26 protein-coding genes and 1 tRNA gene are annotated in these 22334 nt (G+C 72.6%); 10 read left to right on the top strand and 17 right to left on the bottom strand.

From position 1 onward, the window contains the following. Positions 1-15 precede the first annotated feature (15 nt). The 9 genes from GA0074692_RS23630 to GA0074692_RS23670 form a co-directional block, all read right to left on the bottom strand. Positions 16-2160: a bifunctional polysaccharide deacetylase/glycosyltransferase family 2 protein gene (locus GA0074692_RS23630; RefSeq protein ID WP_091647644.1), complete on the bottom strand. Its 2145-nt coding sequence runs from the start codon at positions 2158-2160 to the stop codon at positions 16-18. A 4-nt stretch (positions 2161-2164) separates the two neighbouring features. Then, positions 2165-2590: a hypothetical protein gene (locus GA0074692_RS23635; protein WP_091647647.1), complete on the bottom strand. Its 426-nt coding sequence runs from the start codon at positions 2588-2590 to the stop codon at positions 2165-2167. 191 nt (positions 2591-2781) lie between these two features. Then, positions 2782-3354: a TIGR03086 family metal-binding protein gene (locus tag GA0074692_RS23640; RefSeq protein ID WP_091647649.1), complete on the bottom strand. Its 573-nt coding sequence runs from the start codon at positions 3352-3354 to the stop codon at positions 2782-2784. Between the two features lie 28 nt (positions 3355-3382). Further along, a complete protein-coding gene (locus GA0074692_RS23645; protein ID WP_091653989.1) occupies positions 3383-4921 on the bottom strand; it encodes a SpoIIE family protein phosphatase in 1539 nt (512 codons plus the stop codon). A 2-nt stretch (positions 4922-4923) separates the two neighbouring features. Further along, positions 4924-6270, bottom strand: a complete 1347-nt coding sequence (locus GA0074692_RS23650) for a sensor histidine kinase (RefSeq protein ID WP_091647651.1) — start codon at positions 6268-6270, stop codon at positions 4924-4926. Continuing rightward, positions 6267-7277 (bottom strand): SpoIIE family protein phosphatase, encoded by a 1011-nt coding sequence (locus GA0074692_RS23655; RefSeq protein ID WP_091653990.1) that lies wholly within the window; start codon positions 7275-7277, stop codon positions 6267-6269. The genes GA0074692_RS23650 and GA0074692_RS23655 overlap by 4 nt, the downstream gene beginning before the upstream one ends. After that, positions 7274-7693, bottom strand: coding sequence for an ATP-binding protein (locus GA0074692_RS23660; protein WP_091647653.1), 420 nt, complete (start codon positions 7691-7693; stop codon positions 7274-7276). The genes GA0074692_RS23655 and GA0074692_RS23660 overlap by 4 nt, the downstream gene beginning before the upstream one ends. Next, the gene (locus GA0074692_RS23665; RefSeq protein ID WP_091647655.1) at positions 7690-8097 is read right to left on the bottom strand and encodes an STAS domain-containing protein; all 408 of its coding nucleotides are present in this window, start codon (positions 8095-8097) and stop codon (positions 7690-7692) included. The genes GA0074692_RS23660 and GA0074692_RS23665 overlap by 4 nt, the downstream gene beginning before the upstream one ends. Further along, positions 8097-8969 (bottom strand): STAS domain-containing protein, encoded by an 873-nt coding sequence (locus tag GA0074692_RS23670; RefSeq protein WP_091647657.1) that lies wholly within the window; start codon positions 8967-8969, stop codon positions 8097-8099. The genes GA0074692_RS23665 and GA0074692_RS23670 overlap by 1 nt, the downstream gene beginning before the upstream one ends. Before the next feature lie 163 nt (positions 8970-9132). On the opposite strand from GA0074692_RS23670, the gene GA0074692_RS23675 reads away from it, so the two are divergent. After that, positions 9133-9486 (top strand): STAS domain-containing protein, encoded by a 354-nt coding sequence (locus tag GA0074692_RS23675; RefSeq protein WP_091647659.1) that lies wholly within the window; start codon positions 9133-9135, stop codon positions 9484-9486. Between the two features lie 19 nt (positions 9487-9505). Here the strand turns inward: GA0074692_RS23675 and GA0074692_RS23680 are convergent, their stop codons facing one another. Next, positions 9506-10849 carry a CynX/NimT family MFS transporter gene (locus GA0074692_RS23680; protein WP_091647661.1) on the bottom strand — a complete coding sequence of 448 codons (1344 nt, stop codon included), beginning with the start codon at positions 10847-10849 and terminating at the stop codon, positions 9506-9508. 49 nt (positions 10850-10898) lie between these two features. Between GA0074692_RS23680 and GA0074692_RS23685 the strand changes: the two genes are divergently transcribed. The 4 genes from GA0074692_RS23685 to GA0074692_RS23700 all read left to right on the top strand — a co-directional run bounded on the left by GA0074692_RS23685 (position 10899) and on the right by GA0074692_RS23700 (position 12922). After that, on the top strand, positions 10899-11579 hold the full coding sequence (locus GA0074692_RS23685) for a FadR/GntR family transcriptional regulator (RefSeq protein WP_091647663.1): 681 nt from the start codon (positions 10899-10901) through the stop codon (positions 11577-11579). A 39-nt stretch (positions 11580-11618) separates the two neighbouring features. Next, complete coding sequence (gene mscL / locus GA0074692_RS23690; protein WP_091647665.1) at positions 11619-12092, top strand: large conductance mechanosensitive channel protein MscL; 474 nt, start codon at positions 11619-11621, stop codon at positions 12090-12092. Between the two features lie 79 nt (positions 12093-12171). After that, positions 12172-12405 (top strand): hypothetical protein, encoded by a 234-nt coding sequence (locus GA0074692_RS23695; protein WP_091647667.1) that lies wholly within the window; start codon positions 12172-12174, stop codon positions 12403-12405. A gap of 151 nt (positions 12406-12556) precedes the next feature. After that, complete coding sequence (locus GA0074692_RS23700) at positions 12557-12922, top strand: hypothetical protein (RefSeq protein WP_091647676.1); 366 nt, start codon at positions 12557-12559, stop codon at positions 12920-12922. A 14-nt stretch (positions 12923-12936) separates the two neighbouring features. Here the strand turns inward: GA0074692_RS23700 and GA0074692_RS23705 are convergent, their stop codons facing one another. Beyond that, entirely contained in the window at positions 12937-14148 is a 1212-nt protein-coding gene (locus GA0074692_RS23705; RefSeq protein WP_091647678.1) for a benzoate/H(+) symporter BenE family transporter, read from the bottom strand. A gap of 59 nt (positions 14149-14207) precedes the next feature. Between GA0074692_RS23705 and GA0074692_RS23710 the strand changes: the two genes are divergently transcribed. After that, on the top strand, positions 14208-14792 hold the full coding sequence (locus GA0074692_RS23710) for a helix-turn-helix domain-containing protein (protein WP_091647680.1): 585 nt from the start codon (positions 14208-14210) through the stop codon (positions 14790-14792). An 86-nt stretch (positions 14793-14878) separates the two neighbouring features. Then, the gene (locus GA0074692_RS23715; protein WP_091647682.1) at positions 14879-15598 is read left to right on the top strand and encodes a PP2C family protein-serine/threonine phosphatase; all 720 of its coding nucleotides are present in this window, start codon (positions 14879-14881) and stop codon (positions 15596-15598) included. On the opposite strand, the gene GA0074692_RS23720 is transcribed toward GA0074692_RS23715, so the two are convergent. Then, positions 15585-16406, bottom strand: coding sequence for a VC0807 family protein (locus tag GA0074692_RS23720; protein ID WP_091647685.1), 822 nt, complete (start codon positions 16404-16406; stop codon positions 15585-15587). The genes GA0074692_RS23715 and GA0074692_RS23720 overlap by 14 nt on opposite strands. Before the next feature lie 2 nt (positions 16407-16408). Continuing rightward, positions 16409-17104, bottom strand: a complete 696-nt coding sequence (locus GA0074692_RS35435; protein ID WP_218106705.1) for a TetR family transcriptional regulator — start codon at positions 17102-17104, stop codon at positions 16409-16411. A gap of 136 nt (positions 17105-17240) precedes the next feature. On the opposite strand from GA0074692_RS35435, the gene GA0074692_RS23730 reads away from it, so the two are divergent. Beyond that, positions 17241-18440 (top strand): GNAT family N-acetyltransferase, encoded by a 1200-nt coding sequence (locus tag GA0074692_RS23730; protein WP_091647690.1) that lies wholly within the window; start codon positions 17241-17243, stop codon positions 18438-18440. A gap of 73 nt (positions 18441-18513) precedes the next feature. Further along, positions 18514-19263: a ZIP family metal transporter gene (locus tag GA0074692_RS23735; RefSeq protein WP_091653992.1), complete on the top strand. Its 750-nt coding sequence runs from the start codon at positions 18514-18516 to the stop codon at positions 19261-19263. A 138-nt stretch (positions 19264-19401) separates the two neighbouring features. Here the strand turns inward: GA0074692_RS23735 and GA0074692_RS23740 are convergent, their stop codons facing one another. Then, positions 19402-20484 (bottom strand): NAD-dependent epimerase/dehydratase family protein, encoded by a 1083-nt coding sequence (locus tag GA0074692_RS23740; RefSeq protein ID WP_091647693.1) that lies wholly within the window; start codon positions 20482-20484, stop codon positions 19402-19404. 118 nt (positions 20485-20602) lie between these two features. Beyond that, a complete protein-coding gene (locus tag GA0074692_RS23745; RefSeq protein ID WP_091653993.1) occupies positions 20603-20905 on the bottom strand; it encodes a hypothetical protein in 303 nt (100 codons plus the stop codon). 119 nt (positions 20906-21024) lie between these two features. On the opposite strand from GA0074692_RS23745, the gene GA0074692_RS23750 reads away from it, so the two are divergent. After that, positions 21025-21096, top strand: a tRNA-Lys gene (locus GA0074692_RS23750). A gap of 322 nt (positions 21097-21418) precedes the next feature. On the opposite strand, the gene GA0074692_RS23755 is transcribed toward GA0074692_RS23750, so the two are convergent. After that, positions 21419-21829, bottom strand: a complete 411-nt coding sequence (locus GA0074692_RS23755; protein WP_091647696.1) for a hypothetical protein — start codon at positions 21827-21829, stop codon at positions 21419-21421. After that, positions 21826-22107: a hypothetical protein gene (locus GA0074692_RS23760; protein WP_091647698.1), complete on the bottom strand. Its 282-nt coding sequence runs from the start codon at positions 22105-22107 to the stop codon at positions 21826-21828. The genes GA0074692_RS23755 and GA0074692_RS23760 overlap by 4 nt, the downstream gene beginning before the upstream one ends. Positions 22108-22334: the final 227 nt, after the last annotated feature.

The raw sequence follows: 22334 nt of genomic DNA on the forward strand, positions 1-22334 counted from the left end.
CCGCCCGGCGTGGCGTCAGCGGCCCGGCGGGGTCGCCCCGACCAGGGCCGCCGCGTCCCCGGTCCGGATCATCCGCTGCCACCGCAGCCGGTTGCCGAGCAGGACGGTGACCGTGGACTGCACCACCACCAGGTACATCAACTGCCGGTAGACGAGCTGCTGGAACGGCAGCGTCCAGAGTGGGCCGTACCGCTCCCCGTCGAGGTGCAGGGCGTACGCGGCGGTGAACGTCTGGAGCAGCAGTAGCCCGGCCCAGGCCAGGACGAGCGACGACCAGGGCAGGAAGATCAGGCCGTAGAGGGCGAAGACGTCGACCGCCGGCGCGGCGAGCGGCAGCACGATCTGGAAGACGGTCAGGTACGGCAGCCCACGCCGGCCCAGCTTCCCACCCGCGCCGACGGTGGTGGGGCCGCCGACCACCGGCTCGCGCAGGGCGTGCCGGTGCTTCCACATCGCCTGCATGGTGCCGTAGCACCAGCGGTACCGTTGCCGCCACAGTTGCCGCAGCGACGAGGGTGCCTCGGTCCAGGCGATGGCGCGCTCCTCGTACACCACCCGCCAGCCCGCCCGCAGCACCTGCATGGTCAGGTCGGTGTCCTCGGCCAGCGTGTCCGACGGGACACCACCGACGGTGAGCAGCACCTCGCGGCGGAACGCGCCGATCGCCCCCGGGATGGTCGGCATGCACTCCAGCACGTCGTACATCCGGCGGTCGAGGTTGAAGCCGATCACGTACTCCAGGTGCTGCCAGCGGCCGAGCAGCCGCCGCCGGTTGGCGACCTTGGTGTTGCCGGAGACGGCTCCCACGGTCGGGTCGGCGAACGCCTGCACCAGCCGGTGCACGGTGTCCGGCTGGAAGACGGTGTCCCCGTCCACCAGCACCAGTAGGTTGGCCCGCGCGGCCCGGATGCCGGTGTTCAACGCGGCCGGCTTGCCCGCGTTGGCCTGCCGGATCACCCGTACTCCCCGCAGCCCCAGCCGCTCGACGATGTCGGCGGTACCGTCGCTGGAGCCGTCGTCGACCACGATCACCTCCAGCGCCGGGTAGGCGCTGGCGACCAGGGACCGCACGGTCGCGGCGATGTTCGCGGCCTCGTTGTACGCCGGCACGATCACCGAGACCGGGGCGTCGACCACCCGACGTGGTCCGCGTGGCCGGCGGACCCGGCGGACGTGGATCTGGGCACAGACCACCTGCACCGCCAGCCGCCCGACACCGAGCAGCAGGGCGACGACGAGCAGCAGGTTCATCCCGCCGGCGACCCAGCCCGCGCCGGTCTGGGTCCAGCGCAGCGCCGTACCGCCGATCCGGGAGTCGACGGCCGCCGGAACGGTGGAGGCCGGTGCCCCGATGCCCGCCGAGACGGTGGTGAAGCGGTAACCCTGCCCGGTCAGGGCGGGGATCAGGGTGTCCAGCGCCGCGAGGGTCTGGCTCCGGTCGCCGCCGCCGTCGTGCATCAGCACCACCGCGCCCCGGCCGCGTTCCGGCGTGGCCGCGGTCACGATCTCCGGTACGCCCGGACGCTGCCAGTCCTTCGTGTCCCGGTCGGTGAGTACGGCCACGTGCCCGGTGCCGGCGGCCTCGCGGAGCGCGGCGTACTCGGGTGCGGTCAACGCGGCGGGCTGCGACGAGAAGGGCGGCCGAAACAGCGTCACCTCCCGCCCGGTGACCCCGGCGATCGCCTTGCGGGTCAGCGACAGCTCCAGCTCACGCCGCCAGCCGGGCACGGCGGACAGGTCGGCGTGGGTGTAGGTGTGCGAGCCGATCTCGTGTCCCTCGGCGAGCATCCGCCGGACCAGGTCGGGATGTTCGTTGACCCGTGCTCCCACGACGAAGAAGGTGGCCCGTGCGTCGTGCCGTCGCAGCAGGTCGAGAATCTGGGGGGTCCACTGCGGGTCCGGGCCGTCGTCGAAGGTCAACGCGATCGTCCGGTCCGGCATGGCCCGGGAGACCGGTTCGGGCCGGTCCAGCCTCAGCACCGGACCGCTGGAGGTGACCTCCTCGGGGGCCGGCGCGGCGACCCCGGCCGCCCGCCCCGAACCACCGGAGACCCCGGTGACCAGACCGTGGAAGCTCAGTGCCGCGAGCAGCACCAGCAGGCCGAGCAGGAGCAGCACCCAGTGGGCCCGCGGGTCGGGGCGGGCGACGTGTCGGGCCATGACGTCAACCCGGCCGACCGGGAGACCGGCTCGGCTTGCTGGTCCGCCGCTCGTCGCCCTGGCCCGGCCGGTCGGTGCCGGTCACCCGCGGGCCGCCCACCTTGGTGGCGGCCGGTGCGCTGGGGGTCGCGGTCCGCGTTGGCGTGGCCGGGGTGGCGGTGCTGGTCGGCGAGGGGCGAACCGACACGGTGGGCGACGACCTGAGACCGTCCACCCCTTCGACGCCGGCCTCGACCGGCCTCGCGGGCTTCCGGTCGTCCGACCAGCCGGGCAGCGACACCGACGAGCCGGTGAAGAGTCCGGCGGCGATCAGGCCGAGGCTGGCGAGCAGCCCGAGGCCCAGCGCTGTGCCGGCGAGGATGCTGAGGCGGCGACGCCGTCCGGTCCGGTCCACGAACACCGGCGGCGTGCCGCCCGGCTTGGTGTGCATCTACTCACGTCTCCCGCTGCCACACGTACGGCGACCACCGGCCGCCGTACGGGCCCGTTCGCCGGGCCTACCGCGCGAACAGCGACGGTCTCCCCGACCGCGTTACACGCTTCAGGCACATTTCAGAAAGCGGACGCACACGCAGGGTGTGGGCCCGGACCGGGGTGAGTGGCCCGGGCCCCGGTGGACGGTCAGACCGCCGGCGACCAGGCCGGGTCGCGGCCGGTGAGGCAGAGGAGGTGGGCGAGGTCGTCGCCGGTGTCGGCGGGCTCCACCGCCGCGCCGAACACGCCCCGCTCGCGGGCCGTGGGCGCGAGCCGGGCGGCCAGGGCGGTCAGCTCCGCCACCACCGCAGGATCGACCTGGTACGGCTGGCCGGTCGAGCGGGCCAGGTCCCAGCCGTGCACGGTCACGTCGAGCAGCACCATGCCCCCGACGACCTCCTGCGGCATGCCCATCCCGGCGGACACCCCCTCCAGCGCAGACGGGTCCGACCAGGCCTGGACGACGCGTCCGGTCTCGTCGGCGAACCGGTCCCGCCACCCGTCGGTGACGAAGTCCGGCTGCGCCGACCAGTCCACGGAGCGCCGCGCGGCCAGCTCCTGGAAGTTGACCACCACCTGGAACAGGTGGTTGAGCAGGTCACGGACGGTGTACTCCTGGCACGGGGTGGGCAGGTCAAGCTGGTCGTCGGAGATTCCCCGGACCACCGTCACGGCTTGCGGGGCGGCGGCCGTCAGCAGGTCACTAGTTTTCGTCGACATACCGGGAGCCTAGGAGGCGTCGGCCGGCTCAGTGCCGGCGGAGGGCGAGCACCGCGACGTCGTCGTGGATCTCGGAGGGGGCGAGCTCACGCAGCAGCCGGGCGCAGAAGGCGTCCAGGTCGGCCCCGATGTCGACGGCATGGGCGGCGAGGGCGTCCAGTCCCTCGTCGATGGTGGCGTCCCGACGCTCGATCAGCCCGTCGGTGTAGAGCACCAACGTCGCCCCGGGCGGCACCACGAACTCCAGGTCCGGCGGGCGGGCGGCCCGGACGCCGAGCAGCGGCGCGGAGTGCTGGAGGTAATCCACCCGTCCGTCCACGGCGAGCAGCGGGGGCAGGTGGCCGGCGCTGGCCATCCGGACCTGGCCGGTGACCGGGTCCAGCAGCAGTACGCAGATGGTGGCCAGCTCGTCCGGGAGCAGCCGCCGCATCAGCTCGTTGACCCGGTGCAGGATCTCCCCCGGCTGGTGCCCCTCGACCGCGTACGCGCGCACCGCGTGGCGCAGCTCCGCCATGACCGTGGCGGCGTGCAGCGAGTGCCCGGCGACGTCGCCGATGGCCATCAGCAGATGCCCGTCGAGCATCACCAGCTCGTAGAAGTCGCCGCCCACCTCGGTCTGCGCGCTCGCCGGCTCGTACCGCACGGCGAGATCCAGTCCGTCGATCACCGGGATCCGGCGCGGCAGCAGGCTGCGTTGGAGGGTGACGGCGATCCGGTGCTCCTCGTCGTAGGAGCGTTGCGCCTCCACGGCCGCCGCCACCGCCTGGCCGAGCTGCACCAGCACCGGCATGCCCGGGGTGTGCACGCCCGCCGGCACCACCACGTAGACCGGGGCACGGTCCTCCCGCAGCCGGGCCGCGGCCACCGCCAACCGGTCGTCGGCCGGCCAGTCGAGCAGGCCCCAGTCGGACGGTTCGTCGATCCGTACCGTCGTGCCGGTCGGCACCCCGGTGTCGTCCACCGTCCACGGGACGACGCTGCCCGACGCGCCAAGGCCGGGGCAGATGCCGGCCAGGCAGTCGCCGTCGACGGTCTCGGCGACCACCGCGGCGGGCGTCCGGAAGATCTCTGCCGCGCCGGTGGCCGCCTCCTCGAGCAGACAGGCGAAGTTCGGCGCGGCGTGCACCGCCACGGTGGTCTCGGCCAGCCGGGCGAGCCGCTCGGCGAAGAGTTCGGCCCGCTTCCGGGCCCGGAAGTAGCGCAGCACCGCGTGGGCGGTGGCGACCAGCTCGTCCGGTTCGATCGGCTCGGCCAGGTACGCGTCCGCGCCCCGGGTCAGGCCCTGCGCCCGGTCGACCACGTCCACGGCGTGCGCGGAGACGTGGATGACGGGCAGGGCCGGCTGAGTCGCCTTGATCTGTTCGCAGACCTCGAAGCCACTCATGTCGGGCAGGCGTACGTCGAGCACCACCAGTTCGATCCCGTCGGTGCCGACCCGCTCCAACGCCTCCCGGCCGGTCTCCGCCTCCAGCACCGCGAAGCCGGCCCGGGTCAACCAGCTCACCAGCAGGTAGCGCTTGGTGCGACTGTCGTCGACCACCAGCACTGTCGCCGGACCGTCCTCCACCGTCACGCCCCGTCCACGGGAAGGTCCAGGGTGAACACGGTGCCCCGGCCGGGCTCGCTGGCCACCCGCAGGGCACCCCCGAGCAGCATGGCCAGCCGCCGGGCGTACGGCAGACCCAAACCGGTGCCGGCACCACTCGCGCTTCCGGGAACCTGGTAGAACTCCTCGAAGATCCGTTCGTGCAGCTCCGGCGGGATGCCGACGCCGGTGTCCGAGACGACGATCCGCCACCGTCCGTCGACCAGGTCGGCGTGCAGCCGCACCTCACCCTGCTCGGTGAACTTGAGCCCGTTGTGCAGCAGGTTGCGCAGCACCCGGCTCAGCAGGGCCTCGTCCGAGCGTACGGTCGCCGGGGCCGGCGGCTCCTCCACCACCAGCTCCACCTCGGGTCGGGTGGCCAGCGCCCGCAGCGTGCCCCGGAGCTGACCGAAGACCACCCGCAGGTCGACCGTCGCCCAGTCCGGCTCGATCCGGCCGGACTCGGCCTTGGCCAGGTCCAGCAGGTCGTTGACCAGGGCGAGCAGGTCGGTCGCGGAGGAACGGATCAGCCCCACCTGGCGGGCCTGCTCGTCGGTGAGCGGGTCGGAGGCGGAGTCGGCGAGCAAGCGGGCCAGCCCGATGACGGCGGTGACCGGGGCGCGCAGCTCGTGGCTGACGTTCGCCAGGAACCGGCTCTTCGACTCACTGGCCGCCCTGAGCTGCACCGACTTCTCGTCCAACTCGGCGTAGAGCGCCACCACGCCCCGGTTGGTCTCCTCCAGCTCCTCGGAGAGCTGGTTGTAGAGCGCCAGCACGCCCCGGTTGGTCTCCTGGAGTTCCTCGTTGAGCACGGCCAGCTCGTCACGATGGCTGCGTACCTCGTCGAGAGCGGCGATGAGCTGCTCGTTCTGGACGGTGAGTTCGTCCAGCGCACTGGCCGGCGCGCTCAGCGCGAGTTGGGCACGAAGTTCGGCGAGGCGCTGCGGAGTCAGCGTCTCCGCGTTGGCCGGAACGCGTCGGGACATCCGTATGACGGTAACTCCCTCGTCCTCGGTCAGCTCGAGACTGTCGACCAGCCGGGCCACCGCGCCGGACTGCGGTTCGCACCTGGACTCGTCGAGCGGGCGCAGCGGGGCGAGGTCCACCCGCAGGGCGGGACGGCCCTCTTCCACCCCGGCGATGTGGAATGTCACGTCCGCGCCGCCGACGGCACCGACCAGGTCCCGGGCGACCTCGCTGAGCGCGGTGGCAATGCGAATCTGGTCCTGGTACTCCAGCCCGACGGCGGTGGCCACCTCCCGACCCCGTTGCCGGAGCACGAAGATGTCCGACTCGGTACGGAGCGCCATCTGCAACAACAGGCTGCTCATGCCGGTGCCCGGGCGACGAGGACTCCGGCGTCGTCCCGACGTACGCCGCAGTCGCGCAGGATGGTGGCGGCGGTCAGCAGCGGCGCCCGGCCGGCGAGGCCCGGGTAGTCGGTGAGCTGCCACCGGTCGTTCACCCCGTCGGTGTGCATGACCAGCAGGGCGTCCGGGCCGAAGGGGTACTCGTACTGTCGGATCACCGGACGCTGGTGGCCGGCGATACCGGGCAGCGAGACCAGCCCGCGCCGCCGGCCCTGCTCGACCACCGAGCCGGCGATGTTGCCCAGCCCGGCGTAGTGCAGCCGACCGGCCGTCGGGTCGAGTTCGGCGACGGCGAGCGCGGCGCCCCGGGTGTGCGCGATCGACCGGTGCAGGTGCTCCACCACAGCCTTCGGCGATCCGGCGGGCGCGGAGTGGAACGCGGTGACGGCGGCGTCGGTCGCGGCGGCGGCCAGCGGTCCATGTCCGAGCCCGTCGCAGACCAGCACCTGCGGACGGTCGCCGGCCAGCCGCACGGCGAAACCGTCACCGCACCAGGTCTCCCCGGTCAGCGGCCGGGTGATGCCGGCCGCCCAGCCGGGCGACGGCACGGCCGACGGCCAGACCTGCACGGCGAGCACGGTGCCCCGGCCGGACTGCGAGTAGCCGTCGTACCAGCTCGCCTGCCGGGAGATCGCGCCGAGGCCGATGCCGAGGGTGCCGGTGGTGGAGTGCCCGTCCCGGGAGGAGACGGTGAGGTCGGCCATGCCCGGTCCGGAGTCGACGGCAACCAGTTCCACCCCGGCCTCGCCGCCGCGCCGTACCGGACGGAGCAGGAGCACTCCGTCCTGGGCGTGCTTGACCAGGTTGCTGGTCAGTTCGGCGGCGACGATCGCCAGGTCGGCGGTGCGCCGGTCGCCGAGGGACAACTGCTCGCCGAGCCGCTCGGCGGCCCGGCGCACCGCGCTGGCCGTGCTGCTCGTCTCGACCCGGAACCAGATCCCCTGGTCGGAGACGGGGTCCGCGATCATCGGGACCACTTGGTTACGGTGATCCGGGTGCCCTTGCCGACCGCTGTCTCGATGTCGAACTCGTCGACCAGGCGGCGGGCGCCGCTGAGCCCCAGGCCGAGCCCCCCGCCGGTGGTGTAGCCGTCGGTGAGCGCCAGGTCCAGGTCGGCGATGCCCGGGCCGGAGTCGGCGAAGACGATCCGCACCCCGCGTCGTACGCCGTTGTCGGCGGTCATCACCTCTACGTTGCCGCCGCCGCCGTAGACCAGCGTGTTACGGGCCAACTCGCTGGCGGCGGTCACCAGTTTGGTCTGGTCGACCAGGGAGAGCTTGACGGCGACCGCGACGGTACGCACCAACTGACGGACACGGACGACGTCCTCGTCGCTCCGGATCGCCTGCGCCTGCGGACGGCCCAGGTCGATACCGGTGGTCATGCTGACGCCGGCTCGGCGTCGGTGAGGTCGATGTCGAGGTCGTCGTCCTCGCCCCGGGCCGCCGCGATGAGTTCGATGCCGCGTTCGACGTTCAGGGCGGTCCGGATGCCGTTGAGGGAGAGGCCCAGCTCGACCAGGGTGATGGCGACGGCCGGGCGCATCCCGACCACCACGGTCTCGGCGTCGAGGACCTTGGAGATGGACGCGATGCTGGAGAGCATCCGGCCAATGAACGAGTCGACGATGTCCAGGGCGGTGATGTCGATGATCACACCGTGGCAGCCGGTCGCGACGATCCGCTCCGCCAGGTCCTCCTGGAGTTGCAGAGCGGTCTGGTCCGCCATGTCGACCTGGATGGAGACCAGCAGAATGTCACCGATCTTGAGGACCGGCACCCGTTCCATCAGACCTCCCGGCGGGCACGGCGGTTGGCGAGGGCGGTCTCGACGCCGGAGAGCCGCAGCACGTGACGCAGCGCGTCGGCGAGAGTGGCCTTGGTGGCGATGTCACCGAACTCGATGCCGAGCGCCACGATGGTCTGGGCGATCTGCGGTCGGATGCCGGAGATGATGCAGTCGGCCCCCATCAGCCGGGCGGCCACCACGGTCTTCAGGATGTGCTGGGCAACCTGGGTGTCCACCGCGGGCACACCGGTGATGTCGATGATCGCGTACGGCGAGGAGGTGTCGACCAGGGTCTGGAGCAGCCGTTCCATCACCACCTGGGCGCGGGCCGAGTCGAGGGTGCCGACCAGCGGCACGGCGACCACGCCCTCCCAGAGCTTCACCACCGGAGTGGAGAGTTCGAGGAGTTGCTCGGCCTGGTCGGCGATCAGGCTCTCCCGGGTGCGGACGTAGCTCTCGAAGGTGAACAGCCCCATCTTGTCGATCAGGGCCGAGTAGGCGACGAAGTCACGCAGGTGGGTGCCCTCGTCGTCGGGGAGGCTCTCCAGGAGTTCCAGCAGCACGTCCTTGAGGGCGTAGATGCTGATCGCCGTCTCGGTGGCGCTGAAGCCCTGCCGGGCCCGCCCCCGGGACAACTCGGCGAGGACGGCACGCAGTTCGGTGGCCTGCTCCGACTCCAGGTCGATGACGCCACCCTCGCCGGCGGCGACCATGCCGCGGTGCAGGTCCCGCACCTGGCTACGGAGTTCCGCCTGGCTCAGCCGGCCCCGCAGCGAGGCCGCGACCACCTCGGTCCAGCGCTGCATGATCTGCTCGGCATGCTCGGTGAGCAGGTCGGCGAGCCGTCCGCTTGCTTCCGCGCTCAGCGCCATCGGTTCCTCCTCCACCCCTGACCGGGGCGGACTCTATCACCGGCCCCGGTGACACTAGTTGTTGCACGACAAAGAATTCTCGCCCCGCCTTCGGAGGCGGCTCCCGTTCTGCGTGGTACCCCCGTGGTGGGATACGGTTCCACCGACAACAGGAGGTCTCCGCATGTCGTTGACGGTGCACACGGAACAGCGCGGCGACGTCGTCGTGGTGTCGGTCGCGGGCGAGCTGGACATGGCGACCGCTCCGCAGTTGCAGGACCAGATCACCGACCTGCTCGACAAGGGCCGCAGCCGGTTGGTGTTCGACCTGGCGGAGGTCTCGTTCTGCGACTCGACCGGCCTGTCGGTCTTCGTACGCGCCAAGAACAGCTGCGACGAGGCCGGCGGCGTGGTGCGACTCGCCGCACCGCAGCGTGGCGTCCTGCGCATCCTCGAGGTCAGTGGGCTGGTCGAGGTGTTGCAGACCTACCCGACGGTCGACGAGGCGGTGGCGGGGGAGCCGACCCCGGCCTCCTGAGCCGTCCGTTCCCGCCGGCTCACTCGTCCTCGATGTACCGGGGACGGGAGATCGCCAGGCCGGCGCCGGTCTGCACGACGAGGGCGGCGAGCAGGAAGGCGATCGGCGCCTGCCAGCCTCCGGTCGCCTCGTAGAGGACGCCGACGAGCAACGGGCCGAGCGCGGCGATCAGGTATCCGGTGCTCTGCGCGAACGCGGAGAGCTGCACCGTGCCCTCCGCCGTACGGGCCCGCAGGCCGATGGTGGTCAGGATCAGCGGGAACGCGCCCTGACCGACGGCCAGCAGGATCACCCACAGCAGCGCCAGGTCGTGCGGCGCGAACGCGAGCCCCAGGTAGGACAGGGTCGACGCCAGGGTGAGGACGAGGATCAGCGGGCGCAGGGTCCGCAGCCGGGTCGCGATGGTGGGCATGACCAGGGCCACCGGCACCCCGAACGCGGTCACCCCGGCGAGCAGCAGCCCGGCGTCCTGCGGCTGGTAGCCGGCGTCCCGGAAAAGCTGGGCCAGCCAGCCCATGATCACGTACCCGCTCAGCGACTGTGCCCCGAAGTACAGCGCCATGGCCCACCCGAGCCGGGTGCGTCCCGGCCGGATCCGTGGCCGGGCTGACGCGTCCGCCGTCCGCCCCGCCCGCCGTGCGGCGCTCCCGGCCCGCAGCGCCAGCGGCGCCCACGGCAGTACGGCCACCGCGGCCAGCCCGGCCCAGACCCCGAGGCCGACCCGCCACGACCCGAACGCGTGGGCGACCGGCACCGCCGCGGCGGCGGCCACCGACGTGCCCAGGGTCAACGCCACCGTGTAGACCCCGGTGACCATCCCGGTACGGTGCGGGAAGTGCTGCTTGACCAGCATCGGCAGCAGGATGTTCGCCACCGCGATCCCGGCCAATGCGAGCGCGCTGGTGAGCAGGAAGACCAGGGCCGAGCCGGTGAGCACCCGCAGCAGTTGTCCCAGGGCAAGGGCGACCATCGCCACCACCAGCACGCGGGCAGGGGCGAACCGCCGGACCAGCCAGGGGGTGCAGGCGCCGAAGACGGCGAACGCGATGGTGGGCAGGGTGGTCACGAACCCGGCCAGCGTGCCGGAGAGCCCCAGACCGGTGCGGACCTCGTCGAGGAGCGCGCCGAGGCTGGTGATGGCGGCCCGCAGGTTGAAAGCGACCAGGAGCATCCCGGCGAGGACCAGCAGCCCGCCGGTCCCCGGCCGTCCGGCGGCAGCGGCGCTCCCGGCGGGTCCGGCGGGTCCGGCGGGTCCGGCGGCGGAGCCTGGGGCGGGGGCGGGGCGCTGGTCGGGGGCGGGTGTCGCCAGGGGGACGTCGGGGGCCACGGCGGGTCCCGCGAGGGCGGCTGTTGGCGGGGTCATGAGCTCGAACCTACAATCATGGGATGAATTTCGGCCGAAGCTGTAACCAGTGACACCGGCTGTTGATTCCCCGCCGGTGCCGCCGCGCGGCCGGCGGGTGAGCGAGACGATCGAGCAGCTCAGGACCCGGATCCTCGGCGGGGAGTGGCCGCTGGGCGGGCGGATACCGACCGAGCCGCAGCTCGTCGCCGCCCTCGGTGTGGGGCGGAACACCGTCCGGGAGGCGGTCCGCGCGCTGGTGCACGCCGGGGTGCTGGAGTGCCGCCAGGGCTCCGGCACGTACGTGGTGTCGACCGACGAACTGGCCCCGGTGGTGGCCCGCCGCCTCACCGACGACCGGATGGCGGAGGTGGTCGAGGTGCGCCGCGCGTTCGAGGTGGAGGCCGCCCGACTGGCCGCGCTGAGGCGTACCCCGGAAGACCTGGCGGCGCTCGACGCGGCGCTGGCGGAACGGGAGGCGGCCTGGCACGACGGCCGGTTCGAGGAGTTCGTCGAGGCCGACGCCCGGCTGCACGTCGTGGTGGTGGCCGCCGCCCACAACCCGATGCTCGCCGAGCTGTACGCCTCGGTGGGCGCCGCGATGCGGGCCTCCGTCGCCTACGCGGTCGGGTCGATCGAGCCCGAGCGGTACGTCGACCACAGCCGCCTGGTGGCGGCGATCCACGCGGGCGACCCGGTACGGGCGGCGCACGAGGCGGGCGCGTTCCTGGAGCATCAGGCCGGGGCATAGGTTGTCCGGAATCGAGCACCGGACAGCGGGAGTGGGTAGATGTTCAGAGGTTTCAAGGACTTCATCATGCGGGGCAACGTCGTCGACCTGGCGGTCGGCATCGTCATCGGTGCCGCGTTCACCGGGGTGGTCACGCAGCTCACCAAGTCGTTCCTGGAGCCCTTCGTCCGGCTCCTGATCGTGCTGATGACCGGCAACGAGGAGGGCCTCGAGGGCTCCATTCCGCTGGTCCGGAAGATCCCCTTCGACTGGGTGGCGTTCGTGAACGCGCTGATCACCTTCCTGCTCACCGCGGCGGCGCTGTACTTCCTGGTGGTCTACCCGATGAACAAGCTGGCCGAGCGGCGCAAGCGGGGCGAGGAGCCGCCACCGAAGGCGCCGAGCGAGGAGGTCAAGCTGCTCACCGAGATCCGGGACGCCCTGCTCGCCGCCGGGCACACCACCCCCGGGCAGCAACGGGGCGCGCTGGACGACGTGCTCGGCCGTCGGCCGGAGCCGCCGGCCCCACGCTGACCCACCGACGGACACCGGCCCCTGTGGGATTCCCGCAGGGGCCGGAATCTTTCGTACGCGTGTTCGATATCGTGCCGCCATGGAGCAGCGAAAGCACTGGTGGAACGGCAAGTGGGGGCGGCTGGCCCGGCGGGACGTCTTCCTCCGGGTGGACGCCGACCGGTGGCACGTCGAGCAGCGTGCCGGCGGCGCCGAGGGCGTCTCCCGGTTCTACGAGTACGACAGCGCCGAGGAGGCGGAGGAGACGGTCCGCGCCCTGCTCGACGGCACCGACACCTGGCGTGAACTCTCCCCGCGCCCGCCCGGCGTCTAGCCCGCCTCGGTGCCGTCGGACGCGCCCCCTGCACTCCCCACGCCCGCTCGGCGTTCAGCGCTGCCGGGCCGGCCGGGGCGTCTGTCGGCCGGGCCGGCCAGGGCCGGCGCCAGGGCGTTTAGCGGCCGGGCCGGCTGGGAACCGCGCCAGGATGACGCGACAGGACACCGAGGCGCAGACGGTCATCGGACGGGTCACCACCGGCATGCGGGTCGTCGACGCGGCCGGCGCCGAGGTCGGCACGGTCGACCTCGTGCAACGCGGTGACCCGAACGCGGTGACGGTGCAGGCGCCGACCGCTGACCCGGGCAGCAGCCTGGACGAACTGATCGAGTCCGTGACGGTCGAGGAACCGGACGTGCCGGCCGACCTGGCGGCCCGGTTGCTGCGCAGCGGCTACCTGAAGATCACCGACTCCGGCCGGGCGGTCTACGCGCTCGCCGAGCAGATCGACACCGTCGCCGACCGGGAGGTACGCCTCTCCGTCCCCACCGCCGACCTCGCGCCCGAGGAGTAGGCCGCCCGGCGGCGTCAGGTACGCGCTGCCGGGACACCGGCACCCTCCTCCCGCCGCTGTTGCGGCGGGAGGAGGGACTTGCGGCGGAAGAGAAGCAGCATCGCCCCGCCGGCCAGCAGCCCCCAGAAGGCGCCACCGATCCCGAGCAGGGTCACCCCGGCAGCGGTGACCACGAAGGTGACCACCGCCGGCTCCCGGGCGTCCGGCTCGGCGACGGCCGTGGTCAAGGCGGTGGCGAGCGCGCCCACCAGCGCCAGGCCGGCTACCGCCTCGATCAGCACTGGGGGCGAGAGCAGCACCAGCGTGGTGGCCACCCCCGCGCCGAGGCCGAGCAGGGCCAGCCCGAGGCCTGCGGTCACCGAGGCGATCCAGCGGCGGTCCGGGTCCGGGTGGGCGTCCGGGCCGGCGGCAAGCGCGGCGGTGATCGCCGCCAGGTTGACCGCGTGCCCACCGACGGGGGCCGCGGCCACACTGGCCAGTCCGGTGGCCCGCAACGCGGACCCGAACGGCGGCCGGTAGCCGTACCCGGTGAGCACCGCCATGCCCGGTACGTTCTGCGCGGCCATGGTGACCAGGAACAACGGCAGCGCCACTCCGACCAGCGCCGGCAGGCTCCAGGCCGGCGGCGTGGGGTCGAACACCGGCCAGAGCCCGGCGCTCCCGAGCCGGCCGGACGGCGTGGTCAGCGCGATCGCCACCACCGCGACGGCGAGCGCTCCCGGTATCGCCCAGCGGCGGGCGTACCGGTGCAGCAGCAGCCAGACCAGCACCACCGGTCCGGCCAACGCGGGCACCTCGACCAACGCCCGGACCGGTGCGGTGCAGAGCGGCAGCAGGACACCGGCCAGCATCGCGCCCGCGATCGGCTTCGGGATCGCCGCGACCGCGCGACTCAGCGGCGGGAAGAGACCGGCCGCCACGACCAGCAGGCCGGAGAGCACGAACGCGCCGACCGCAGCCGGCCACCCGCCGGCCACCGGCCCGGTCGCCACCAGCAGCGCCGCGCCCGGCGTGGACCAGGCGACGCTCATCGGCAGCCGGTGCCGCAACCCGAGCCAGACCGCGCTGGCCCCGGAGGCGACGCAGACCGCGAGCAGTCCCGACGCCGCCTGCGTCTCGGTGGCACCGACCGCCCGCAGCCCGGCCAGGACCACGGTGAACGAGCTGGCGAAGCCGACCAGGGCGGTCACCACGCCCGCCAGCACGGGTTGCAGTACGCCGGTCATTCCGTCCCCCTCCCCGGGCGTTCCGTATACGGAACGGAAGTTTGATGCACCATAGCGGCATGCCGCCAGCCGCCAGCCCACCGGGCCCCCACCGGCAGCCCGCCGGATCCGATCCCCCCGAGGAGGGCGCCGTCGCCATCGGCCGCCGGGTGCGACTGCTACGGGAGGAGCGGGGCATCTCGCTCTCCGCCCTGGCCCGGCTGGCAGGGGTCGGCAAGGCCACCCTCTCCGGGCTGGAGAACGGCACCCGCAACCCGACCCTGGAGACGCTCTACGCGGTGACCGCGCAGCTCGGCGTACCGCTGGGTGCGGTGCTGGCCGGGCCGGCGAGCGCGCCGTCCGTGCGCGGCGCCGCGGTGCGGGCCACCCTGCTCGAGGTCTTCACCGAGGCCGGGGCGACCTACGAGCTGTACCGGATGCGGGTCGCCCCGGGGCCGGGCCAGGTGTCCCCCGCGCACCGACCCGGGGTCACCGAACACGTCACCGTCTTCGCGGGCGTGCTCCGCGCCGGCCCGGTCGACGCGCCGCTGACCGCCGCCGCCGGTGGTCACCTGCGCTGGACCTCGGACGTCCCGCACTGTTACGTCGCGGTCGGCGACGAGGAGGTCACCGCCAGCCTCCTGCTCCGCTACCCGCGCGACTGACCGGAAACAGTCGCCGCACACCGATCCACGCCGATCAGCGGCGGTGGGTGGAGACGCGGAGGCGGTCTTCTTGGCACACTTCCCCCATGACGCTGATCCTCCGCTCGGCCATCCTGAACGATGTCGGCCTGGTCCGGACCAACAACGAGGACTCCGCCCTCGCCGGGGAACGGTTGGTCGCGGTGGCGGACGGGATGGGCGGACTGCCGGCCGGTGAGGTGGCGAGTGAGATCGTCATCCGGATCCTGGACGAGCTGATACCGCCGGAGACGCCGGACGAGGGGGAGAACGCGCTCCGCGCCGTCGTGCAGACCGCCAACCAGCGCATCCGGGCCGCCATCGACGCCGATCCGGCGCGGGAGGGCATGGGCACCACGCTGACCGCCGCGCTGCTCGCCGAGGACATCCTGGTCGTCGCCCAGGTCGGGGACTCCCGGTGCTACCTGCTACGGGAGGGGTCGCTGCACCAGCTCACCAAGGACGACACCTTCGTCCAGGCCCTCGTGGACCAGGGGGCGCTCACCCCCGCCGCCGCCCGCCAGCACCCGCAACGCGCCCTGGTCACCCGGGCGGTGCAGGGGGTCGACGCGCCGCCGACGGTCGCCCGGTACACGGTCCTGCCCAACGACCGGCTGCTGCTGTGCAGCGACGGGCTCTCCGACTACGTCGACGACGCCACCATCGCGACCACCATCTTCACCTACGGGGACCGGCAGCAGTGCACCGAGCAGTTGGTGAAGCTGGCCCACCAGGCCGGCGCGCCGGACAACGTCACGGTCGTGGTCTCCGACGTCACCGAGGTCTGAACGGACCGCCCACGCCCAGCATCCGGTAGAGGCCGGCGCGTACGTGGTAGGCGTTGACCAGGGCCAACAGGACGGGCGAGAGGGTCAGGTTCGTCGCGGTGGTGACGGCGGGAAGCACGTCGAGCGGCACGGTCCAGGCCAACGTCGCGCGGAGCGTCGCGTCGAGGATCTGGACCGTCCCGACGAGCACGGTGGTCACCCGCCAGATCCGGCGGAACGCCGGCTCCCGCGTCCACAGGTCGTCCCAGTCGGCCCAGGGGACGAACCGGGCGAGCAGCGGCCGGGTGAGACGAAGCGCGGCCGGGCGCGGGCCACGCGCGGTGGTCAGGAACCAGATCCCGACCCCGCCGGTGACCAGGCCGCTGCGGGCGAAGACGAGCCGCGGATCGGCGGCGGCCAGGGTCAGGGCCGCACCGAGCGCGGTGGTGGCCAGCCCCGCGACCGCGAACTTGTCCACGGACCGACCGGTGACCAGGCCGTACGCGGTCCAGAGCGCCGCCGGGGTGTTGCTCAGCACGACCGCCGGGGCAGGTGCCACGCCGAACCGGCGGAGCAGGTAGTACAGGAGCAACGGGCCGAGCAGGCCGACGAGCGCCCGGCGCAGCGACCGCCAGGAGATGCCACGCAGCGCCGCCGACGCCCAGGAACGCCCCACTGACGCCCGACGGTCCATCGAGGCCGGGCGGTCCACCGACGGCGGGTGCTCCGCCAACGCCGGGCCCTCGACCGACGCCGGACGGTCCAGGGCCGGGCCATCGACCGGCGGCGGACGGTCCACCGGCGGCGGGTGTTCCGCCGCGCCGGCCATCGTCACGGCTCCCGCCGCGTGCCGAGGTCGAACAGGACGGTCAGTTCACGGGCGCAGCGGGCCAGGTCCAGCCCCGGGTCGGTGACCAGCGCGAAGGGGAGCATGTCGACCGAGCGTTGGACGGCCATCGCCATCACCCGGACGTCGAAGTCGCGGAAGTCGCCCCGCCGCTGCCCCTCGGTCAGGATCCGCTCCAGGAAGCCGATGGCCCGCCCGTCGGCCCCCTGCCCATCGGCCGCGTAACCATCAGCCGCCTGTCCGTCGGCCCCCTGCGCGGCGGCCCCTTGCCCGTCGGCCGCCTGGCCGGAGTCGGGAGTACTGGGGGCGCCACCGCTCTCGGGAGTCGGGGCGGTGGCGTCGCCCGCCGCGTTGAGGAAGATCTCCAGCAGGGCGCGCATCGGGGCCCGGTTGCGGTCGAGGTACTCGACCATGCCCTCGATGTAGGCGCGGAGCATCCGGGGCGGGTCGGGCTGGGCGGCCACCCGCTCGGTCAGGTACGCCCCGACGCCACCGTGGATCTCGGTGAGCACCTCGGTCATCAACTCGGCCTTGCCGGCGAAGTGGTACGAGATCATCCCTGTGCTGCTCAGCCCGGCCCGCCGGGCGATCTCGGCGAAGGAGGCACGGCGGTAGCCCAGTTCGGCGATGGTCTCGATGGTCGCGGCGATGATCTGCGTCCGCCTGGCCTGCTCGGTCACCGATCGAGCGGCACCGCTCTTTGCTCGCATGAGCAAAAATTAGCACGACCAAGCAAGCTCGGCCGGTCAGCCCCGCTCCCGCCCGACGGGGCGAATCCAGGTTGCGGGGCTCCGGCAGCGGGGTTGGGATGGACGGATGAGCATCCGTCGCCTCGACCCCGAGGAACGCCTGACCACCAGTTTTCCGATCCAGGCGTATTCCTTCGACGAGACGCCCCGCCCAGCGGGGGACGCCGAGTCGATGCGGGACTGGCTGCCGCACCAGGAGGGCAACCGGACCCTCGTCGCCGAGGCCGACGGCACCACCCTGGCCTGCGTCTCCGGTATCCCGATGCGGCAGAACCTGCGCGGCGCGGTGCTGCCGATGGTCGGCGTCGCCGGGATCGCCAGCCACCCGCTCGCCCGTCGCCAGGGGCACGTACGGGACCTGATGCACCGACTGCTCGACGAGATGCGCGACGAGGGGCACCTGCTCTCCGCGCTCTACCCGTTCCGGCCCTCCTTCTACGAGCGGTTCGGCTACACCGGCCTCCCCGCGCCGCGTACCGCCACCTTCCCGCCGGGCGACCTGGCCGCGCTGCTGCGGGCGGACCTGCCCGGCGAGCTGGTCTGGCAGCGGACCGGCACCGGGTACGACGAGTACTCGGCCTTCCTCGAACGCCGCCTGCGCGAGCGGCACGGCTTCGCCATGCTCCCCGAGTACCGCCAGGTCCGGGTACGCGAGGACGACAACCGCTGGCTGGTGACCGCGCGGGTCGACGGGGTCACCGAGGGCCTGCTCACGTACCGGATCGACGGGTACGGCGGCACCCTGCACGGCGACGACCTGGTCACCGCCAGCCCACTCGGCCGCGCGCTGCTGTTGCAGTTCCTCGCCCGGCACGTCGACCAGGTGGACCGGGTCAGCGTGGTGGTCGCCCCGGACGACCTGCCCGAACTCTGGGCCACCGACCTGGGGGTGGTCTGCGAGACCCGGGTGACCCGGCCGGACGAGTGCCTTCCGATGGCCCGGGTGCTCTCGATGGAGGCGCTGGCCGGGCTGCCCGCCGACGTCGGGTGCTGCCGGGTCGAACTGACCGGCGACCGGTGGCTGGCCGGGACGTACCTGCTGGACGGGACGACCGGGCAGTTGGAGATCCGGTCCGGCGCGTCGGTCGGCGCGGTCGACCCGCCCACCGCCACGCTCACCGCTGCCGGGCTCTCCGCCCTGGTGTACGGGGCACTCGACCCGGCCGAGGTGGTGGTACGCGGGCTCGGCGACATGCCGGTCGACGCGATGCTGGAGCTACGCCGCCTCTTCCCGCGCGAACTGCCGTACCTGCACGCCCGGTTCTGATCCGGGTTTCGTCGCCTGGCCGAAGGTTTCTGATCCGGGTTTCGCCGCCTGGCCGACGGGGCAGGTGGCACGGGTGCCGGAATGGTCGCAGGCAGGTGGCTGGGGACTCCTGGCCGGATCGGCGCTGCTGCTGGGCGCGCTGGCCGGCTGGTACCTGCCCGTCCCGCAGCGGGTGATCGCGTCGATCATGGCGTTCGGGGCCGGGGTGCTCCTCTCGGCGGTCTCCTTCGACCTGATCGAGGACGCCCACGAGCAGGGCGGCATCGTGCCCACCGCGCTGGGCGCGGCCGCCGGCGCGGTCGCGTACACGCTGGCCAACCTGGCGCTGGCCCGGCGGGGTGCCCGGCACCGGAAACGCTCCGGCCAACGGCAGCCCACCGAGCGGGAGCGGCCCGGTTCCGGGTCCGCGATAGCGGTCGGCGCGCTGTTGGACGGCATACCCGAGTCGGTGGTGATCGGGGCGAGCCTGCTCAGCGGCGGGCCGGTCAGCCTCGTCACGGTGGTCGCGGTCTTCCTCAGCAACGTCCCCGAAGGGCTCTCCAGCGCGGCCGGCATGCGCCGCGCCGGTCGTCCCCGGCGCTACGTCTTCCTGCTCTGGACCGCGATCGCGCTGGTCAGCGGGATCGCCGCAGTGGCCGGTTACACGCTGCTCGGCGGTGCGCCGCCCGCCGTACTGGCGGCGACCACCGCGCTCGCCGCCGGAGCGATCCTCGCGATGATCACCGACACCATGGTCCCCGAGGCGTTCGAGGACGCGCACCTGCTGGTCGGGCTGGTCACCGTCGCCGGTTTCCTCACCGCCTTCGCCCTCTCCCACACCTGAGCGGCGTCCCCGGCCGGTCTGCTTGCCGCCCCAGCCCGCCGATCACCAGTCGGTTGCTCGTGGCCGAGGTGGTAGCAGGGGACCCCTGTTACCTGTTTCTGTCGTGCAGGGGTCCCCTGCTACCACCCAAGGCGCCGGTCAGTACGGGTTGCCCTGTCCGGCCGGGCGGCCCACCAGCAGCCCACCGGGGCGACCAGCGAGATCGTTGCGGCGGGACATCGGCGGACTGTCGGTGTGTCCGCCAGCAGCCATCCCGGCGAAGAGTTCCCGCAGCGCGGTCACCGCGTCCCGCGCCGGCCGCCACCCCAGCTCCGCCTCGGCTCGCTCGCTGGACATCAGCGGGACGTCCAGGGCGAGCCGCACCCAACCCGGGTCGACCGGTTGCAATCGGGCCCGCCAGGTCAGCGCCGCCGCCATCTGGAGCACCGGGGCGGCCACCGGCACTGTCCAGCCGTGGAAGTGCCGGGCCACCAGCTCCGGGGTGAGCACCGGGTCGGCCGCCACGTTGAACGCGCCGCGCGCGTCGGAGAGAACCGCTCGGGCGTACGCGTCCGCGACGTCGTCGGCGTGCACCGCCTGCATGCGCAGCCGACGGTGGGTGGGCACCAGCGGCAGCCGGCCGTACCGGAGCAGCCGGACCGGCACGAACGGCCCGAGGAAGTACCGGGTGATCTCGGTGGCCGCGTCCCGCTGGAAGACCAGCCCCGGCCGGAGCCGGACGATCCGCAGCTCCGGGTGCTCCCGCTCGACCTGGTCGAGCAACGCCTCCACCTGCGCCTTGTCCTGCCCGTACGACGAACCGGGCACCCCGGTGGCCGGCCAACGCTCGCTGACCGGGTGGTCCTTCGGGCCGGGCGCGTACGTGCCGACCGACGAGGCGTAAACCAGGGCCGGCACCTTCGCCCGGAGCAGCGCGTCGACCACTGTACGGCTGCCGCCGACATTGGTCTTGTGCAGTCGCCGCTGGTCGTGGCTGGGCTGGATCTGCCACGCCAGGTGCACCACCGCGTCGGCGCCGGCGAAGATCCCGACGAGCTGGTCGACGGCACCCGGTTCGGCGATGTCGCAGGAGTGCCACTCGACCGCGTCGTACGGCGCTCCCGCCGACGGTTCGGGCAGGCGACGCGCCACCCCGACCAACTCCAGCCCCGACTCCCGACGCAACCGGCGCAACAGGGCGGTTCCGACGTTCCCGCTGGCCCCCACCACCACGATCCGCATGCCGGCCCCGTACCCGCTATACCCCACTCCAACCGTGCCCGACGCCGCTCCGGCCGCTGCCCGACGGCGCTCCGGCCGGTGCCCGCGGTCCGCAGGGTTCCGGGTCGCGGGGCAGCGCTCAGGGACGCGGGTTCTGGCGCTCCCAGCTCTGGCGGTGGCGGCCGCCACGACCGCCGGCGGCGGCCAGGCAGCGCGGACAGACCCGCCCGACCGGGTCGGCTGCGGTGAGCTGGTCGATCGCCGAGTAGTCGAAGGACACGTGCGGAAAACGACGCAACCGGGTACGGCTCAACGGCAGCCCGCAGAGAGTCTGGTTCTGCCCCGGCAGCCAGGCGTGCACCTCGCCGCCCGGCTGGCGTACGCCGTCGGCGTCGACCACCTCGCTGGACGCGGCCACAGCCGGGGTCCTGGTCAGTCTCATGCTGCCCACGGTTCCCGGTTTGCCGGCCGAGCATGCCGGCCGCCCCTGCCGGACGTCCATCGACACCCCGTGGAAAGCGACGAGCGATCAACACGCGTCGTCCGGTAGCCTGGGCGCGCGGGCCGCTAGCTCAATGGCAGAGCTGTGGACTTTTAATCCATAGGTTCAGGGTTCGAGTCCCTGGCGGCCCACTCTTCCGCAGGTCAGCGCCCCTTGGCGAGGCCGCTTGAGCCGCGCTCCCGGCTCGTACGGCAGTACCCGTGGGTATGCCGCCAGGTCGGCCAGGGGTGAGACGCAGAACCACCTGAGGTACAACTCCCTGTACTTGTCCTGGAGGTGGTAATGCGGACCGTGAACTTCACCCAACTGCGACAGAATCTTGCAGTTCACTGCCATCGCTGTCCCGGCTCGCTTGCGGGTGGGAGATGAAAACGCTCCTTCGGCACGTCGAGCTTGCCGCGCGTCATTGACAGCGGCGGCTAGCGCATCGACGTCGAGCAACACGCCACCGCGTCAGTCCCAGGTCTCGCTGATGTCGAGGATCTCCAGTCCAGGGGGCATCGCCGGCGATACGGTCTTCGGGTCTCGGGTGACCATGTAGCAGCGGTAGAGCACGGCGGTGGCGACGGCGTGCGCGACATCCAGCGACACGTGGAAACGGGCGGCGATGCGGGCAGCTCGGCGACTTGTGGCAGCGTCGTAGACCGCTACCTGGATGTCACGGTCCTCGGTGAACAACAGGTCAAGCATGGTGGCGGCTGCGGTGCCCGCCAATTCGAGCTGCGCCTGCCCCAGACAGAGAGCGGGAATCCACACCTGCTGCTCGGGGTCCTCCTCGGCGAGAGTCAGCATGGCGCCAGGCTCGACGCTGGTCCCCGAGGCGTAGGCAAGCAACGCAGACGTGTCGAGAACCAGGCCGTTCACGCGGCACTGGTCCCCTCGTCGTCGAACTGACGAAGCCACTCGAGGTTGCGAGCCTGCTGCTCGTCACTGATCGGTGGGAGGGCCGCCAGCCGAGCCCGTGTGCGCTCCACGTCCTCGTCCGTCACCACGTAACCGAGCTGCGCCCACCTCGCCCGGAGACTGTCGGCACGCATCTTGCGGCGGAGGATTCCGGCGATAAAACCGGACGTGTTGCCCTGGGTCCGCTCGACGTACGCGGCCACGTCGTCGGGCAGGCTGATGGTGATGCGCCGAGTCATACTCTCAGCATATCTGCTGCATACTGACGCTATGCGCCCGGACAGTCACGCCACGCGTTGGTATGCCACCCCCGGCGCCTCGATCCAATCGTCTGCGAGCCACACGAACCGCCTGGGTTCCAGTCCCTGGCCCCCACTCCACCCGGATGCCGCGCTCGCGTCACCACACCCGTCGATCATGGAGTTCGGGCACCACGCAAACTTCACAATTGCCACCAATCATCCGC

This window comes from Micromonospora pallida (assembly GCF_900090325.1).
Taxonomy (GTDB): Bacteria; Actinomycetota; Actinomycetes; order Mycobacteriales; family Micromonosporaceae; genus Micromonospora; species Micromonospora pallida.

Excerpts from the sequence above, each read along its gene's own strand:
- GA0074692_RS23700 (WP_091647676.1), top strand. The coding sequence starts at position 12,557 with ATGACGCGACAGGACACCGAGGCGCAGACGGTCATCGGACGGGTCACC.
- mscL (WP_091647665.1), top strand. The coding sequence starts at position 11,619 with ATGTTCAGAGGTTTCAAGGACTTCATCATGCGGGGCAACGTCGTCGAC.
- GA0074692_RS23635 (WP_091647647.1), bottom strand. The coding sequence starts at position 2,590 with ATGCACACCAAGCCGGGCGGCACGCCGCCGGTGTTCGTGGACCGGACC.
- GA0074692_RS23630 (WP_091647644.1), bottom strand. The coding sequence starts at position 2,160 with ATGGCCCGACACGTCGCCCGCCCCGACCCGCGGGCCCACTGGGTGCTG.
- GA0074692_RS23640 (WP_091647649.1), bottom strand. The coding sequence starts at position 3,354 with ATGTCGACGAAAACTAGTGACCTGCTGACGGCCGCCGCCCCGCAAGCC.
- GA0074692_RS23705 (WP_091647678.1), bottom strand. The coding sequence starts at position 14,148 with ATGACCGGCGTACTGCAACCCGTGCTGGCGGGCGTGGTGACCGCCCTG.
- GA0074692_RS23730 (WP_091647690.1), top strand. The coding sequence starts at position 17,241 with ATGAGCATCCGTCGCCTCGACCCCGAGGAACGCCTGACCACCAGTTTT.
- GA0074692_RS23695 (WP_091647667.1), top strand. The coding sequence starts at position 12,172 with ATGGAGCAGCGAAAGCACTGGTGGAACGGCAAGTGGGGGCGGCTGGCC.
- GA0074692_RS23665 (WP_091647655.1), bottom strand. The coding sequence starts at position 8,097 with ATGGAACGGGTGCCGGTCCTCAAGATCGGTGACATTCTGCTGGTCTCC.
- GA0074692_RS23655 (WP_091653990.1), bottom strand. The coding sequence starts at position 7,277 with ATGATCGCGGACCCCGTCTCCGACCAGGGGATCTGGTTCCGGGTCGAG.
- GA0074692_RS23675 (WP_091647659.1), top strand. The coding sequence starts at position 9,133 with ATGTCGTTGACGGTGCACACGGAACAGCGCGGCGACGTCGTCGTGGTG.
- GA0074692_RS23650 (WP_091647651.1), bottom strand. The coding sequence starts at position 6,270 with ATGAGCAGCCTGTTGTTGCAGATGGCGCTCCGTACCGAGTCGGACATC.
- GA0074692_RS23745 (WP_091653993.1), bottom strand. The coding sequence starts at position 20,905 with ATGAGACTGACCAGGACCCCGGCTGTGGCCGCGTCCAGCGAGGTGGTC.
- GA0074692_RS23670 (WP_091647657.1), bottom strand. The coding sequence starts at position 8,969 with ATGGCGCTGAGCGCGGAAGCAAGCGGACGGCTCGCCGACCTGCTCACC.
- GA0074692_RS23680 (WP_091647661.1), bottom strand. The coding sequence starts at position 10,849 with ATGACCCCGCCAACAGCCGCCCTCGCGGGACCCGCCGTGGCCCCCGAC.
- GA0074692_RS23660 (WP_091647653.1), bottom strand. The coding sequence starts at position 7,693 with ATGACCACCGGTATCGACCTGGGCCGTCCGCAGGCGCAGGCGATCCGG.
- GA0074692_RS23760 (WP_091647698.1), bottom strand. The coding sequence starts at position 22,107 with ATGACTCGGCGCATCACCATCAGCCTGCCCGACGACGTGGCCGCGTAC.
- GA0074692_RS23715 (WP_091647682.1), top strand. The coding sequence starts at position 14,879 with ATGACGCTGATCCTCCGCTCGGCCATCCTGAACGATGTCGGCCTGGTC.
- GA0074692_RS23710 (WP_091647680.1), top strand. The coding sequence starts at position 14,208 with ATGCCGCCAGCCGCCAGCCCACCGGGCCCCCACCGGCAGCCCGCCGGA.
- GA0074692_RS23740 (WP_091647693.1), bottom strand. The coding sequence starts at position 20,484 with ATGCGGATCGTGGTGGTGGGGGCCAGCGGGAACGTCGGAACCGCCCTG.
- GA0074692_RS23720 (WP_091647685.1), bottom strand. The coding sequence starts at position 16,406 with ATGGCCGGCGCGGCGGAACACCCGCCGCCGGTGGACCGTCCGCCGCCG.